General features: G+C 47.1%; 13 protein-coding genes and 1 tRNA gene. 6 read left to right on the top strand and 8 right to left on the bottom strand.

All coding sequences use genetic code 11. From position 1 onward, the window contains the following. Positions 1 to 428 precede the first annotated feature (428 nt). From DRI82_RS00810 to DRI82_RS00800, 3 genes are all read right to left on the bottom strand, one after another. Positions 429 to 5003 carry an AAA family ATPase gene (locus tag DRI82_RS00810; protein WP_114191993.1) on the bottom strand — a complete coding sequence of 1525 codons (4575 nt, stop codon included), beginning with the start codon at positions 5001 to 5003 and terminating at the stop codon, positions 429 to 431. A gap of 456 nt (positions 5004 to 5459) precedes the next feature. Further along, positions 5460 to 6656, bottom strand: a complete 1197-nt coding sequence (locus DRI82_RS00805; RefSeq protein ID WP_114191615.1) for a tyrosine-type recombinase/integrase — start codon at positions 6654 to 6656, stop codon at positions 5460 to 5462. A gap of 195 nt (positions 6657 to 6851) precedes the next feature. Next, positions 6852 to 6928: transfer RNA gene (locus tag DRI82_RS00800), tRNA-Arg, on the bottom strand. A gap of 408 nt (positions 6929 to 7336) precedes the next feature. Between DRI82_RS00800 and folD the strand changes: the two genes are divergently transcribed. Further along, entirely contained in the window at positions 7337 to 8203 is an 867-nt protein-coding gene (gene folD / locus DRI82_RS00795) for a bifunctional methylenetetrahydrofolate dehydrogenase/methenyltetrahydrofolate cyclohydrolase FolD (RefSeq protein WP_114191614.1), read from the top strand. 10 nt (positions 8204 to 8213) lie between these two features. Beyond that, the gene (gene ybcJ / locus DRI82_RS00790) at positions 8214 to 8435 is read left to right on the top strand and encodes a ribosome-associated protein YbcJ (protein WP_114191613.1); all 222 of its coding nucleotides are present in this window, start codon (positions 8214 to 8216) and stop codon (positions 8433 to 8435) included. A 104-nt stretch (positions 8436 to 8539) separates the two neighbouring features. Here the strand turns inward: ybcJ and cysS are convergent, their stop codons facing one another. After that, a complete protein-coding gene (gene cysS / locus DRI82_RS00785; RefSeq protein ID WP_114191612.1) occupies positions 8540 to 9925 on the bottom strand; it encodes a cysteine--tRNA ligase in 1386 nt (461 codons plus the stop codon). Positions 9926 to 10190: 265 nt separating this feature from the next. Between cysS and ppiB the strand changes: the two genes are divergently transcribed. Both ppiB and lpxH read left to right on the top strand, forming a co-directional pair. Further along, a complete protein-coding gene (gene ppiB / locus DRI82_RS00780; RefSeq protein WP_114191611.1) occupies positions 10191 to 10685 on the top strand; it encodes a peptidylprolyl isomerase B in 495 nt (164 codons plus the stop codon). Between the two features lie 11 nt (positions 10686 to 10696). Further along, positions 10697 to 11419 carry a UDP-2,3-diacylglucosamine diphosphatase gene (gene lpxH, locus DRI82_RS00775; protein ID WP_114191610.1) on the top strand — a complete coding sequence of 241 codons (723 nt, stop codon included), beginning with the start codon at positions 10697 to 10699 and terminating at the stop codon, positions 11417 to 11419. Positions 11420 to 11423: 4 nt separating this feature from the next. Here lpxH and DRI82_RS00770 read toward each other — a convergent pair whose 3' ends face one another. Continuing rightward, complete coding sequence (locus DRI82_RS00770) at positions 11424 to 12035, bottom strand: MiaE family protein (protein ID WP_114191609.1); 612 nt, start codon at positions 12033 to 12035, stop codon at positions 11424 to 11426. 165 nt (positions 12036 to 12200) lie between these two features. Between DRI82_RS00770 and purE the strand changes: the two genes are divergently transcribed. Together purE and purK are read left to right on the top strand one after the other, a co-directional pair. After that, complete coding sequence (purE, locus tag DRI82_RS00765; protein ID WP_114191608.1) at positions 12201 to 12710, top strand: 5-(carboxyamino)imidazole ribonucleotide mutase; 510 nt, start codon at positions 12201 to 12203, stop codon at positions 12708 to 12710. Then, the gene (purK, locus tag DRI82_RS00760; protein ID WP_114191607.1) at positions 12707 to 13771 is read left to right on the top strand and encodes a 5-(carboxyamino)imidazole ribonucleotide synthase; all 1065 of its coding nucleotides are present in this window, start codon (positions 12707 to 12709) and stop codon (positions 13769 to 13771) included. Before purE ends, purK begins: the two co-directional genes overlap by 4 nt. A gap of 112 nt (positions 13772 to 13883) precedes the next feature. On the opposite strand, the gene DRI82_RS00755 is transcribed toward purK, so the two are convergent. The 3 genes from DRI82_RS00755 to DRI82_RS00745 all read right to left on the bottom strand — a co-directional run bounded on the left by DRI82_RS00755 (position 13884) and on the right by DRI82_RS00745 (position 15077). Then, a complete protein-coding gene (locus tag DRI82_RS00755; RefSeq protein WP_114191606.1) occupies positions 13884 to 14036 on the bottom strand; it encodes a Hok/Gef family protein in 153 nt (50 codons plus the stop codon). A 368-nt stretch (positions 14037 to 14404) separates the two neighbouring features. Next, entirely contained in the window at positions 14405 to 14557 is a 153-nt protein-coding gene (locus DRI82_RS00750; RefSeq protein ID WP_114191606.1) for a Hok/Gef family protein, read from the bottom strand. 367 nt (positions 14558 to 14924) lie between these two features. Further along, on the bottom strand, positions 14925 to 15077 hold the full coding sequence (locus DRI82_RS00745) for a Hok/Gef family protein (protein WP_114191606.1): 153 nt from the start codon (positions 15075 to 15077) through the stop codon (positions 14925 to 14927). Between the last annotated feature and the right edge of the window lie 155 nt (positions 15078 to 15232).

Here is a 15232-nt window from a genome sequence, read left to right as displayed (position 1 = left end):
TATCGTTCTGATTGAAAAATAGTGAACTGAAATATCCTGTACACATGCATATCTAGTGGCACTTCAGTTTATTCCAATAGCAATTTCCTAAAATAGGGGGGAATACGAAGTGCCCACTAGGCCATGATTATAGGCCTAGTGGATAAAAAAATAGTTTAATTCATATTCACTATGCTAGACGCACAATTGACTAGGGCAGTTATAAGCAGCAAGTGGGTTTTATGGGTAAACATTAAATATTCTAAATATCTAGATTAACTACAGCGAATCAAATGGAAGGAGGAGCCTGTCCATAATTATTTTGAAAAAGCCTACTATATCTACGATCCTCCAGGAATATACGTAACGGAAATACTATTATCCCTAGAGTACGCCCGTTTGTTCTCCGTGATCAACATACAATACTGAATATTAAAGGTTATGAACAATCATGGCCGCTCTGCGGCTTTTAACCAGTCGTTGACGCCTTCAACGCCCATTGAAAGTAGTATATCTTGTAATGACACAACACGTTGTAGCATTACACCATGATCAGACTCCTCACGCTCTTCTGCTTCCGCAAAAAGACGAGTCATTAATTGAGTAAGGCTATCATTATGATCGTATAGGTGCTGTTTACTATGCCGGATATAGGATAGATAAATTTCGGTGGCTGCTAGGGCTTGTTCTGGGTCATACTGTGAAATTGCGTTGAGCCATTCATGAAATCTGAATAATTGATGTTTTTTATTCTTACCAACGTTATCTTTTTCAAAGACTAAAAAACATCGAGCAACAAGGTCTGTCGGCACAAAATTAAGACCATTATCTTTGGAAAAAATACGACCTAACTGTCCTGCAACTTCAATGGCATGTATATCAGCTGCATTTAAACCCGCATTGATACCAGCCAGGCACATATCCCGGTGCCGTTTGATATTTTCTGCATTTGTCCAGACAGTAGCCGCACCAAGCCATGCTTCAGTTGAATTTAGCGCATTTAAATCTCTCGTAAATTCATCAAAGTCTATATGTCCTGTCATAACAGCCAAAGATGAAATACGTCCCCAAGTCTCCAGATCTTTACCAATACCCTCACGGTGGAGGCGGGTCAGCAAAAGCTTTACTATTTCAAAATGACTATGGTAAGCGTAATACAGGCACCTTTCTGCGGTTCGCCAAAGCCCATTAGTGTCATGCATGGCTAAATGGAACAGCTCCCAACCTAGATCGAAAGATTTGCTTTGCAAATATGGTAACCGACGCAGAATCAAGGCTCGAATCGCAGGATGTTCGTCGTTGGCAAAGCGGCGCAACGTAGGTGTAAGCAATCTAGGGAATTCATGTCCTTGCTCAAGGAAATTACTAGCCAAGATCATCAAGGCTTCAGCAATATTCCCCTTCTCCATATTAATGCCTTTTGAAATCAAATCGACTGAATCCCCCTCAATTTGATCAAATTTATCAAGTCCTGCAAAACCTATAGCTAAAAATATTAGTCGCTCTGCCGCTTTTGGGTCCTGTATGACATTGGCGCAAGCTTCAATCGCTTTTGCTGAAGAGTAGTTGCATCGCCATTGCATCGGATGTCTTTCCAGTTCATCGAGAATCTGATTTACAAGGATCGGAGCATTGGGCTCCTCCAGCGGTTCCCATTTTGCGTTGGTATTTAAGTTGCCATAACGATGGACCATAAAAGTAGCGACTCCATTCATAATGTCATCGCGAAATTTTGTAGAAATAGTTGCCCAAGAATCAGATAAAAAATTTATGAATCGGGCAGGTTGACGGGAGGAAGCTTCGCGTAATTGCCAGCCAACCTCTCTTTCTCCACCAATAAGAAAGTCATCCCAGTCCCGTTGAGTATGGCCATCATAATGTGATAATAGTTGTAATACTCCGCTATTGCTGATGCTAAGAAAAACCTCAGATGAGAATGGGGCACTAACAGTACCGCCTTGTGAGTGGATGTTAGGTTGACGGATTAATACCCCAGCTTTTCTTTCATATTCATCTACTAGTACTTGTAGTTCGGGTGAACGAAGATTGCTAGGAATTGGTACGATCAATTCTGCTTGCGCCTTTAATCTCCACAAGGGGTGCTCATTAAAAATATATTCATCGTGGACTGTCAAAATAGCCGCTGCCACTGCATCTTGTGCAGGGGCAGAGAGCAAGTTGAATGCTGATTGAATTAGCCCACCTAATTCATAAGTAAGTTCAGACTCAAGCATTTCTCGGTCGCACAACATGGAGCCTACTGCATCGATATTGGTTTCAGGAAATTTAGTACAAGCAATTATGCCAAAGTAGAACAATGCGCCTTCATTGCTAAAACAAATGCGTTCACGGTTTTTTTGCCACCAGTCTGAGTTTGTTTTGGCATGCTGGAGGATGCTATCCTCTATTGCGTCAAGTAGTATGTTCATACTGTCAGCATGTTTCATATCCCTATGGCTATGTGTATCTTCGAAAGAGGTTTCGCCCAAAAAGCCATGCCGGTAACCTTTGCGGGCATCTCCAAAACGTGATGCCTGAACAAGGCTCCAATGTTCTATTGATTCTAAAGCATGATCTAGTAATACACTGGATTGCAGCATACGTTGCTGGAGAAAATTATCATTTCGGTTCCCGAACTCATGGGCTTGACACCGCAGCTTGTTAGCGAATGTGTACTGTTGTAAATCATCTTCACTCACGTCATCTGTTATATAACGCCACAGCAAAGTATCATTAATGACTCCACCCATCACACAGTTAGCAATAATCTGACCAAGAAAACTGTGCTCCGATTGCGGTAAAGTAAGCAGCCGTTCAAGTAATGGAGCGGCAATGCTGACATTTTCTGACTTAATTTGTGACATGTGCATAGCCAATTGATCTGCAATTTTATTGCCATCAAACCAATCAAGATCAAGTGCTTCAATCCAAAATGAAACCACTCCCGCAGTATCAACATTATTCCATTGAACAATACGATGAACATGCATCTCTATGCCTTCTACATCCTGGACCATTTTTAAATAAGGAATCAGGAAGTTAATCCAGAAATAATGCCATTCAATAGAACTACCTGCGGTATAAATCACCTGAAAAACATCACGGTTTTTTTCGCGCAAATCGCGTATTAATAACCAGTCTTCATTCTGTGGATTTTGTTCTGCAAATGATTCTGCTACCAGACGTCTGATGTGAAATGCTGAGTTACCAGTTAACACTGCTCTGAGTTGTTTTCTGAATTCACGGCGCTCGCCTTGTGCCAATTGAGAGATAAAACTGCGGATGCTGGGACGTACAAACGGAACGGGTGGTAAGGCATTTATGAACTCACTCAATGTAGCACCATTCCGTATGGCTTGGCTTATTACAAGTACGTCCAACAAAGTTTGATGACCAAATGTTAGCTTACCATCCTGAGTCTTCTGCAATACATTTAAACTGAATAGTTTCCTCTGAATATCCTGAGACGCAGGAAAGCGCTGATTTGGAACTACCAAACTTCTCGAGTGCAACATTTCAGAAGCAATAGTTTCAATTGCTTGTATCGCAATATCTCCTAATTCACTTTCGGCAAGCACAATAGTATTTAGATAGCGTTGCGCCAATGCCTGACTGGTCACCACATTGAAACTGCCATCTCGCAGGGCTAGCTCGACGAATAATGCCAGCTCACGCGGATTGCGTATCAGCTCGCGAGTTGCAGTATCAATATTAGTAGTCGCAATTCCCAGTGAATAGAGTAATGGTGCAATCTCAGCGTCCCAGTCAAGTAACTGACACTTTAATTCACAATCCCAATGCCGTTCAGCAATCTGTCTGTCGTAATGTCTATCGAAATCGCGGCAAGCGGTAACAACAGTGATATTAGGGATCAATAACACACGATCGATCTGCGCAAGAAAATACTTTAGTACACGGTGTTCGCGGGCGATGGACAATACATCCAAAGAATCAATAACGATTATCACATGGGCGTTTTCAGCTAGTCTTGCAGATTCCTCCACCCACTGTGGTGACAAACCCTGAGCCTGACGATCTTCTAGTGTAGCTAGGTCAGCGAACTCACGTGACTGAATAAAGAGAGGGACAATGTCCGAATGATTTTTTACTCGTTCTTCTAAAGCCTCCTGCAATTCAAGCAATACACAGGTTTTTCCTGAGCCCGGGAGTCCTGTAAGCAGGATAGAGCTTTTTCGCGCATCAATAGCAACAAGTAGTTCATCCAAGACTGGATTGGCTATACGCAGTCCACCAATATCTCGTCGCCACGACCTACCAATAGCAGAGGTGCTGGCAAAAGAATGATGCAACTTTGTAAGATCCATTTGCGGAACAAGAGTTGCTCCGGACTGCTGGACAATGGTTCGAAGGTCCTCTTTTGTCAAACGATGTTGTACAGCAGTAGATAAACCACCATCTCCCATACGCGCACCAAGTTTATCCAGACTTACCCAGAGTGCATTAAAAGCAGCGGCAGGGTTGCTTACCATGTGTCGTAAACGTATCCGTAACTGCTGTTCCATCTGATCCAGATCGTCGCTGGTCACAAAATTGGTTCGATGCAGGAATTCAAACGTTGAAAGACTAAGTGCAGTTTTCGCCAATTGTTTCGACAGGATTTTATCCAGTATCTGTTGTGCTTTTCCTAAACTTTGTAGGTAACTACTTTCGTCTGGTTGAGATGAACTGTGCTCTTTAAGTTTTGCAAGGTCGCCAAAGTTATTTCTCGAATAGAAGCGTACATTAACTTTCGGATTATTAGCCAGCAGAAGGAAGGCTTTGTCCAGCTCATCGCCAAGATCAGCTATCGTCCAGGCTTTGAAATCGGTTTGATTTTTTTTGCACTGACAGGCGATCAAAGCTCCGTCAACTTTACCGACAACGACATCATCAACGGAGTAGTTTATTGAGTCGACCTCAAGCCATTGAAAGTCCTGCTCGGACAATACTGTCAATGCCCAATCAAACGCAACCAGAGTCTGATACCCATCGCCACGATTGGAGCGTATACCTGCAATACTCATCACTAACTCCCTTCCGGAGGGTATTCTTTCCTCCTCATCCAGACGCATTAGCATCGCCAAAAGTTTTGGACATAATATTCGTCCTTCTGCAACTACACCAGAGCGTAAAATATGCCCTCTTTAAATAGTTCCAATGCGGAACCCTCGAATTCCTAGGATTAATTCATATTGAATACTTACCTACTTTGAGTGCTGTATGACCTGTCCACTAGGAAAAGGATGGCTTCGACCAATAGCTTCCATCATCTTCGCAATTGATCCTATCCGCGTAATGTGGACAGCGTCTAAGGGAGATAGAGTGCCTAATTACGGCATAACGCATTTCTTTCTATCTCCACTTATAGCGATAAAATTAGCTTCGTTAGGACGCAGGTTTTTATGCAAAGTATTTAACGTTCTGGTTAATTATTTCTACATGGCACTTAGCCATAAAGATGGCTAAGTGCCGTTACCCTACTATGAAACATCCTTTAGCTTGGGTTTGGTAATAGTATCGATAAAATCCCCATACCACTGCAACATCCCCCTACGCTGCTCCAGATACTGCGCATGGTTGTACGTACCACGAATGGTGTTCTTATCCACATGAGCAAGCTGTAACTCGATCCAAGCCGTGTTATAGCCTTGCTCGTGCAGGATGGTGCTCATCGTGTGCCTAAAGCCATGTCCTGTCGCCTTCCCGTGATACCCAATTCTTTTCAGTACCTGATTGATACTCGCTTCGCTCATTGGTTTGGTGATGTCGTTACGCCCAGGAAATACCAGGTTATAACGGCCTGTGATCGCCTGAATCTCTCGTAGTGCTGCCACAACTTGATCAGATAGCGGTACAAGGTGAGGGCGGCGCATCTTCATCCTTTCTACCGGCACTTCCCAAACTCGCTTTTCGAAATCAAATTCTTTCCATTCAGCCATGCGGAGTTCAATAGTACGAACGCCTGTTAGCATCAGAATCTTTGTTGCTAGCCGAGTTATTGGGCTCCCCGAATAAGCGGCGAGAGCTTCTAAGAAAGCAGGAAGTTCATCCGTTAACAGATGAGGGTAGTGCACAGATTTAGGCGGGGTTAACGCACTTGCCAGCTCTGAGGCAGGGTTAGTTTCAGCTCGACCGGTGACAATTGCATAGCGAAAGACTTGATTACAGGCCTGGCGGATTTTGCGCAGCTTATCGAGGACACCACGTTTTTCGAGTTTACGAAGTGAACTGAGGATCTCCAGAGGCTTGATCTCTGCAATCGGGCGCTTACCGATATCCGGGAAGATATCGTTTTCAAACGCCTCCATAATGTCTTCAGCGTAACCCTTTGACCAGTTAGGCCGTTTGTACTCATGCCATTCCAGAGCAATCGCTTTGAAGGTATTTTCCACAGTCGCTTTGCGAGCTCGTTTCTCAACCTTTTTCTGTTCGCTGGGATCGATAGCGTTAGCGACTTGCCGTTTAGCTTCCTCTCTCCGCTGCCTGGCTTCAGATAACGAAATCTCAGGGTAGATACCCAATGCCAGCATCTTTTGTTTACCGTCAAAGCGGTACTGTAAGCGCCAGTATTTAGATCCATTGGGATGAACCATTAAATGCATTCCTTCGCCATCGGTAAGCTTGTAGGGCTTATCCGCGGGCTTTGCACTTCTTACCTTTACATCGGTTAACGCCATTTGAGGCCCTCCGTTGCTGGCTGTTGGTACAAGATTTCATTGAACGGGGATATACCATCACATATACCAACAGATACTACTTGATGCTGATAGATGTAGGTAGACTCGGAGAGAGTTTCGATGCACCAAAAACAGCCAACTCACTGAATTTCAGGCATAAAAAAAGACGTCGATTGACGTCTGTTTACTTCGAAATGGTACGCCCTACAGGATTCGAACCTGTGACCTACGGCTTAGAAGGCCGTTGCTCTATCCAACTGAGCTAAGGGCGCGCAACACGTTGCGGGCTGGACACTGCCTGCTGAGGTTTTAACGGGCAGGCAGTGGGCTCGAATTATACCCACCCTCCTCATTGAGTCAATGTATTCGCTTCTGTTTTAAAACAGTCGCCTAATCCATGTACAACCCGATGAGATAACTCTCTATACTTCCCTTCACTGACGTCAACGGATGAGAGGCTCTCAGGACAAACATTACCGACACCCGATAACGGCAAAATATATATTCCATAAGGTGTGAGCGGTTCTGTACTGCCGATTGTTGGCAATCGATTGCCTGCAGAATGGATAAGGAAAGGACTCATGCGATTTATCTGTATTCAAGGCCTGACAGCGCGGCTCGCTTCTGACAAAATAGATGCATTCTCCTGCATTATTCATGATTGATGGGTTTCCTCTCCAATGGCAGCAAAAATTATTGATGGTAAAAGCATTGCGCAGCAGGTTCGAAATGAAGTCGCTGTACGTGTTCAACAACGCTTGGCTGAAGGTAGACGCGCACCTGGTCTGGCCGTGGTGCTGGTCGGCGAAAATCCGGCTTCACAGATTTATGTCGCCAGCAAGCGTAAAGCCTGTGAGGAAGTCGGTTTTATCTCGCGCTCCTACGATCTCCCCAACTCGACCACAGAGGCCGAATTACTGGCTTTGATCGATAAGCTCAACGATGACCATGCTATTGATGGTATTCTGGTGCAGTTGCCGCTGCCGGCTGGGATAGATAACGTCAAAGTTCTGGAACGTATCTTGCCAGACAAAGATGTTGATGGCTTCCACCCTTACAATGTGGGGCGTTTGTGCCAGCGGGCTCCCAAGCTGCGACCTTGTACGCCTCGCGGCATTGTGACTCTGCTGGAGCGTTATAATATCGACACTTTCGGTCTTAATGCCGTGGTGATCGGTGCTTCCAACATTGTTGGCCGCCCCATGAGTATGGAATTGCTGTTAGCTGGCTGTACCACCACCGTCACACACCGTTTTACCAAGAATCTGCGCCATCATGTAGAAAACGCCGATCTTTTGGTGGTTGCCGTTGGCAAGCCAGGCTTTATTCCCGGTGAATGGATCAAACCAGGAACCATCGTGATTGATGTCGGGATTAACCGGTTAGAGAGCGGAAAAGTGGTCGGAGATGTAGATTTTGCCGCCGCCGCAGCGAAAGCCTCTTTCATCACGCCAGTACCGGGCGGCGTTGGGCCGATGACCGTGGCAACGCTCATCCAAAACACCTTGCAAGCCTGCGAGGAATATCACGACATTAACGTCAACTAAGTCAGGAATTATGGAAACTTTTTTTCTCGAAAATCACCCGCATGTTGAACTGTGCGATCTGCTCAAGTTTCAGGGCTGGTGCGATAGCGGTGCCGGAGCCAAAGCGGTGATTGCCGATGGTCTTGTCACTGTCAATGGTCAGGTTGAGACACGCAAACGCTGCAAGATTGTGGCCGATCAACAAGTGTCATTTGATGGTCAGATCGTCGTAGTCAAAGCGTCTGCGCAATAAAGACGACAAAGATATTTCCTCAGCCGATTTTTAGCGGGGGATAGCAAAAGGCGCAGTGATAATTGCTTATCACTGCGCCTTTTCATTTCATCGACTCACCGCGATTACTTACGACGCCAGGTCGTACCTTGCGGCCCATCTTCCAAAATAATGCCCAAATCATTGAGTTGGTCACGAGCTGAATCCGCCAGCGCCCACTCTTTGGTTTTACGCGCATCGTTACGCTGTTTGATCAAGGCTTCAATACGTGTGACTTCGTCATCATCACTCTGTGCCCCGCTTTGCAGAAATTGTTCCGGATCTTTTTCCAGCAGTCCCAATACAGCGGCCAATTGACGAAGTTCTGCCGCCAAACCGTTGGCAGCCTGCATATCTTCGGCTTTGACACGGTTCACTTCACGCGCCAGATCAAACAGTACCGAATAGGCTTCCGGCGTGTTGAAATCATCGTCCATCGCCTCACAGAAACGCGCCTTGAATGCTTCTCCGCCTGCGGGTTGTGCATTGATATCTGTGCCGCGCAAAGCAGTGTAGAGGCGTTCAAGGGAGGTACGCGCCTGCTTCAGGTTCTCTTCGCTGTAATTCAACTGGCTGCGATAATGACCTGACATCAGGAAGTAACGCACGGTTTCAGCATCGTAATATTTCAGGACGTCACGCACAGTGAAAAAGTTATCGAGTGATTTCGACATTTTTTCGCGATCGACCATCACCATCCCGGAATGCATCCAGTAGTTCACATACGGTCCGTCATGGGCGCAACTGGATTGGGCAATTTCGTTTTCATGATGGGGGAACATCAGATCCGATCCGCCACCGTGAATATCAAAATGATGTCCCAGTTGCTTGCAGTTCATGGCCGAACATTCGATGTGCCAACCTGGACGTCCCTCACCCCAGGGTGAATTCCAGCTGGGTTCGCCTGGCTTCGACATTTTCCACAGCACGAAATCCATGGGATTATGCTTCACATCGGCAACTTCAACCCGCGCACCTGCCTGTAATTGTTCGAGATCCTGACGTGACAACAAACCGTAATCCGGATCGCTGGCGACCGAGAACATCACATCACCATTACTGGCGACATAAGCATGATCGCGTGCGATCAGTTGCTGCACGATATCGATAATCTCGGCAATATGTCGGGTTGCGCGTGGCTCTTCGTCCGGGCGCAGAATATTCAATGCATCAAAATCCGCATGCATTTCAGCGATCATGCGCGACGTCAATGCCTCACAGCTTTCACCGTTTTCTGCTGCGCGTTTAATTATTTTGTCGTCAACATCGGTGACGTTGCGCACATACTTCAGGCTGTATCCTGAATAACGCAAATAGCGGGCCACAACATCAAACGCGACAAAAGTACGCCCATGACCGATATGACACAGGTCGTAAACAGTAATCCCACACACGTACATTCCGACTTTACCGGTATGAATTGGCTTGAATTCCTCTTTTTGACGACTCAGGGTATTAAATATCTTTAGCATCGGGTCATTCCGTGTTTAGCGTGTACGTGATTAACAAAAAGGGCGTGTGGTGAAAGAACGTTTCGGCCAAGGTCATAACCGATCGGCATATTGAAACCTGAACTTACATGCTTTGCAAGGTTAAGCGGATTTCTCGGATATATTGCACCAATGCGTACCCTTCGCCCCCCTGCTACTGACTCCTGCCTGCCAGTTATGATATAAAAGCACTCTATTGTACCGACTCACATGATGAGTAAACACCAACATAAGCAGGATGATTAATATGGTCACTTTCCACACCAACCACGGCGACATCGTCGTCAACACTTTTGCTGACAAAGCGCCGGTCACTGTTGAAAACTTCCTGAACTATTGCCGTAAAGGTTTTTACGACAATACTATTTTCCACCGTGTTATCAACGGCTTTATGATTCAGGGCGGTGGATTCGAGCCGGGCATGAATCAAAAAAAGACTGATGCCCCCATCAAAAACGAAGCCAACAACGGTCTGAAAAACAACCGTGGCACGCTGGCAATGGCGCGTACAAACGATCCACACTCCGCAACCGGACAGTTCTTCATCAACGTTGCTGACAATGATTTCCTGAACTTCCGCGGTGAAAACACTGAAGGCTGGGGCTATTGCGTCTTTGCTGAAGTGGTTGAAGGACAAGATGTTGTTGATAAGATCAAAGCCGTAGCAACCGGTCGTAGCGGCATGCATCAGGATGTACCAAAAGAAGATGTGATCATCAAAAGCGTTACCGTTAGCGAATAATATCGCGACGAATGGCCACTCTTTTTATTGCAGACATTCATCTCTGCGCTCAGGAACCGGCAATTACTGCCGGTTTTCTGCGTTTTTTGCAGCGCGAAGCCCCGCTCGCTGACGCCCTTTATATTCTTGGTGATTTGTTTGAGGCCTGGGTGGGCGACGACGACCCGGAACCTTTACATGCTGAGATCGCGGCAGCCCTGAAAAATCTTCATCAACAAGGCGTTCCCTGCTACTTCATTCACGGTAATCGCGATTTTCTGGTGGGTAAACGCTTTGCCCGCCAAAGTGGGATGGTATTGCTGCCAGAAGAAAAAGTGCTGGATCTCTACGGCCATAAGATTCTTATTTTACATGGCGATACGTTGTGTACCGATGATGTGGATTATCAGAAATTTCGCCGCCGCGTCCATAATCCGCTACTGCAAAGATTGTTTCTCGCCCTTCCTCTTAAAATGCGATTGCGGGTCGCAGCCAAGTTACGCGCCGGAAGCCAGCAATCCAACAGTTCAAAATCACTGGAAATTATGGATGTGAATCCTCAGGCAGTATCAGAGGTCATGCAGTGTAATCAGGCAGAATGGCTGATTCATGGACATACGCACCGACCAGCCATTCACACACTGAATGTCAATGGCAGACCTGTGAGCCGCGCTGTTTTGGGTGCCTGGCATGAACAAGGTTCCATGGTTAAAGTGACTCCCGCTGGCGTTGAGTTACTGTTTTTTCCCTTCTGAGAAATCACATGGGTACGCCACTGTGAAAACGGAATTGTTCATCCGGTGCAAGGATCAATTCCGCCTCTATCCTGCCGATTTCCTGGATCCGATCGTTAATATCTCCACCCGCATATTGTTGCGCCAAAGCCAGATAGTCACTGAAGTGACGGGCTTCAGAACGCAGAAGCGATATATAGAATCGGCGTAATTCATCATCCAGAACCGGCGCAACGCAAGCAAACCGCTCACAGGAGCGCGCTTCGATATAGGCAGAAATAATCAGGCGATCAACCAATAACTCCAGCTCGTTAGTGTGTCTCACATGTTTCAACATGCCGTTGGCATAACGTGACGGCGATAACACGGTGTAACTGATTCCCCGAGCTCTCATTATCTCGACAACCTGTTCGAAATGATGCAACTCTTCGCGCGCCAAGCGGGCGGTACACATCAATAATTCCGTTCGATCGAGATAACGGGTCATGAGGCTCATCGCCGCCGCAGCAGCCTTCTTTTCACAATTGGCATGATCAATCAGTAAGATATCCTGATTCATTACGGCAAAATCCACCCATCGCGCGGGTGTTTTGCAGTGCAAAAAAGCCCTTATAGGGGCCAGAAGGGACTCTGTCATCGTTAATGTTCCCGTGGTGATTAATGCCAGGATTATAGCTTTTTCTCACCTTACTGAAACGACGCAACCGTTTTCCTTGCCGATATTGCATGATATCATCTGCGCCCTCTCCGCCAGAAACCACCTGTCTGGCGACGCGTGTACAATCACAGGAGCATTACAGGCATGCCATCGAATGTTGCCCCGGCAAAAATCGCTATTGTCATGGGATCTAAAAGTGACTGGGCTACTATGCAGTTCGCTGCCGAAGTCCTCACCACGCTGAATATAGCTTTTCACACTGAAGTGGTTTCAGCCCACCGAACCCCGGATAAATTGTTCAGTTTTGCGGAGCAGGCTGCCGACAATGGTTTCGATGTGATTATCGCCGGTGCGGGTGGAGCAGCGCATTTACCCGGAATGATTGCGGCAAAGACATTGGTACCTGTGCTGGGCGTACCGGTTCAGAGTGCGGCATTAAGCGGCGTCGATAGCCTCTATTCGATTGTGCAGATGCCTCGCGGGATCCCGGTGGGAACGCTGGCGATCGGTAAAGCAGGTGCGGCAAACGCGGCATTGCTGGCTGCTCAGATCCTCGCCCTGCATGATGACGGTATCCGTCAACGTCTGGCTGATTGGCGCAAAGCGCAAACTGACGAGGTCCTTAATAATCCCGATCCGCGGGGGGAAGCATGAAACCGGTTTGCGTACTGGGTAATGGTCAGTTGGGGCGCATGCTTCGTCAGGCCGGAGAACCTCTTGGAATTGCGGTTTATCCGGTTGGATTGGATGCAGAACCCGAAGCCGTTCCCTTTCACAACAGCGTGATCACGGCTGAAATTGAACGTTGGCCTGAAACGGCATTAACCCGTGAACTCGCCAGCCATAGCGGTTTTGTCAATCGGGATATATTTCCTCGTCTGGCCGATCGCTTGACGCAAAAACAACTCCTCGATCAACTTGGTTTAGCGACAGCTCCCTGGCAATTACTGGCCGATGCCAGTGAATGGCCCGCTATTTTTGCCTCTCAGGGTGAACTGGCTATCGTCAAACGACGTGTTGGTGGTTACGACGGTCGCGGACAGTGGCGGTTACATCCCGGCGAGCAATCTTCTTTGCCGGAAGATTGTTATGGCGAATGTATTGTTGAGCAGGGAATCAACTTCTCCGGTGAGGTATCGTTGGTAGGTGCCCGGAATCAACTGGGTGTAACGGTGTTTTATCCGCTAACTCACAACCTGCATGAAGAAGGGATTTTGCGCACTAGTGTCGCATTGCCGCAACCTGACAGCCGTTTGCAGAATCAGGCCGAACAGATGCTTTCCTCAATCATGTCTGAACTGGAATATGTCGGCGTAATGGCGATGGAATGCTTTGTCGTTGAGGAAGGACTGTTGATTAATGAACTCGCTCCACGGGTTCATAATAGTGGTCACTGGACCCAAAATGGGGCTTCAATCAGTCAATTTGAGCTGCACTTGCGCGCGATTCTGGATCTCCCTTTGCCAAAACCCGTGGTGAGTACCCCTTCAGTGATGATTAACCTGATCGGAACTGCGGTGAATATCGAATGGCTGGGATTACCTCTTATTCATCTGCATTGGTACGACAAAGAGGTGCGTGATGGTCGTAAGGTTGGACATCTGAATATCAATGATCCTGATAATAATCAATTGAATAAGACGTTGAATGCGTTGATCCCCCTTCTGCCAGAAGAATACCGTAGCGGTATTGAATGGGCCCAGAAAAAGTTGTGATTACATTTATGTTATTTTAGAGGCCAGCCCGAAGGCTGGCCTGTGTAATGATTGGGTGCCGGAAACCCAATGCGTCAACACCAAATGGCGGGGTTGCCCCCGCCGGTTGCTCTTAACGTTTAACTTCGTAGGCTAAAACCGCCGCAACCTCCGTATTCCCCTGTCTGATATGCAGTTCGCACAGCGAATCACGCACCATCCAGGTGAAGGCCAGGATCGTGAAACACACCACGAACAGCCCCCAGATAACCAGCTTTTGCGGCATTTAACCTCCGTTGCTTTACAGCTGTTAAGAGGCTACCATAATGGTGTCTAGGCATTATGATCGAGCCTCATTCTGATTTAGAGTCAGTCTGGGGCTTTTTTCTGCCTGCCTTTCACCACATCTGCGCTCAAAACAGACAGTTTCAAGCACCCGCAGCCAGTATAGCGGTACTGACTTGGCGACAACTCACCCTCATTTACTTCATCATGACTTAATGGCTGGTGAATTATGTCATGTCTGTTCTGCCTGACTCCGCCTGCCCGTCTGCAATAAAAAAAACCAGCCCAAAGGCTGGCCTGTGTAATGATTGGGTGCCGGAAACCCAATGCGTCAACACCAAATGGCGGGGTTGCCCCCGCCGGTTGCTCTTAACGTTTAACTTCGTAGGCTAAAACTGCCGCAACCTCCGTGTTCCCCTGTCTGATATGCAGTTCGCACAGCGAATCACGCACCATCCAGGTGAAGGCCAGGATCGTGAAACACACCACGAACAGCCCCCAGATAACCAGCTTTTGCGGCATTTAACCTCCGTTGCATTGCTGCTGTTAAGAGGCTACCATAATGGTGTCTATGCATTATGAGAGAGCCTCATTCTGATTTAGAGTCAGTCTGGGGCTTTTTTCTGCCTGCCTTTCACCATTTCCGGGCTCAAAACAGACAGTTTCAAGCACCCGCGGCCAGTATAGCGGCACTCACAACCTCTCCACTCACCCTTGTTTACTTCATCATGGCTTAATGGCTGGTGAATTATGTCATGTCTGTTCTGCCTGACTCCGCCTGCCCGTCTGCAATGAAAAAAGCCAGCCCAAAGGCTGGCCTGTGTAATGATTGGGTGCCGGAAACCCAATGCGTCAACACCAAATGGCGGGGTTGCCCCGCCGGTTGCTCTTAACGTTTAACTTCGTAGGCTAAAACTGCCGCAACCTCCGTGTTTCCCTGTCTGATGTGCAGTTCGCACAGCGAATCACGCACCATCCAGGTGAAGGCCAGGATCGTGAAACACACCACGAACAGCCCCCAGATAACCAGCTTTTGCGGCATTTAACCTCCGTTGCATTGCTGCTGTTAAGAGGCTAACATAATGGTGTTCATGCATTATGAGAGAGCCTCATTCTGATTTAGAGTCAGTCTGGGGCTTTTTTCTGCCTGCCTTTCACCACATCTGCGCTCAAAACAGACAGTTTCAAGCACCCGCA

This window comes from Edaphovirga cremea, assembly GCF_003332275.1.
Lineage (GTDB): Bacteria > Pseudomonadota > Gammaproteobacteria > Enterobacterales > Enterobacteriaceae > Edaphovirga > Edaphovirga cremea.
Note: the sequence above shows the minus strand (reverse complement) of the source record. Positions and strands in the feature narration are given on the sequence as shown.

Excerpts from the sequence above, each read along its gene's own strand:
- purE (WP_114191608.1), top strand. The coding sequence starts at position 12,201 with ATGCCATCGAATGTTGCCCCGGCAAAAATCGCTATTGTCATGGGATCT.
- DRI82_RS00770 (WP_114191609.1), bottom strand. The coding sequence starts at position 12,035 with ATGACAGAGTCCCTTCTGGCCCCTATAAGGGCTTTTTTGCACTGCAAA.
- DRI82_RS00805 (WP_114191615.1), bottom strand. The coding sequence starts at position 6,656 with ATGGCGTTAACCGATGTAAAGGTAAGAAGTGCAAAGCCCGCGGATAAG.
- cysS (WP_114191612.1), bottom strand. The coding sequence starts at position 9,925 with ATGCTAAAGATATTTAATACCCTGAGTCGTCAAAAAGAGGAATTCAAG.
- ybcJ (WP_114191613.1), top strand. The coding sequence starts at position 8,214 with ATGGAAACTTTTTTTCTCGAAAATCACCCGCATGTTGAACTGTGCGAT.
- DRI82_RS00745 (WP_114191606.1), bottom strand. The coding sequence starts at position 15,077 with ATGCCGCAAAAGCTGGTTATCTGGGGGCTGTTCGTGGTGTGTTTCACG.
- lpxH (WP_114191610.1), top strand. The coding sequence starts at position 10,697 with ATGGCCACTCTTTTTATTGCAGACATTCATCTCTGCGCTCAGGAACCG.
- ppiB (WP_114191611.1), top strand. The coding sequence starts at position 10,191 with ATGGTCACTTTCCACACCAACCACGGCGACATCGTCGTCAACACTTTT.
- purK (WP_114191607.1), top strand. The coding sequence starts at position 12,707 with ATGAAACCGGTTTGCGTACTGGGTAATGGTCAGTTGGGGCGCATGCTT.
- DRI82_RS00755 (WP_114191606.1), bottom strand. The coding sequence starts at position 14,036 with ATGCCGCAAAAGCTGGTTATCTGGGGGCTGTTCGTGGTGTGTTTCACG.
- DRI82_RS00810 (WP_114191993.1), bottom strand. The coding sequence starts at position 5,003 with ATGAGTATTGCAGGTATACGCTCCAATCGTGGCGATGGGTATCAGACT.
- DRI82_RS00750 (WP_114191606.1), bottom strand. The coding sequence starts at position 14,557 with ATGCCGCAAAAGCTGGTTATCTGGGGGCTGTTCGTGGTGTGTTTCACG.
- folD (WP_114191614.1), top strand. The coding sequence starts at position 7,337 with ATGGCAGCAAAAATTATTGATGGTAAAAGCATTGCGCAGCAGGTTCGA.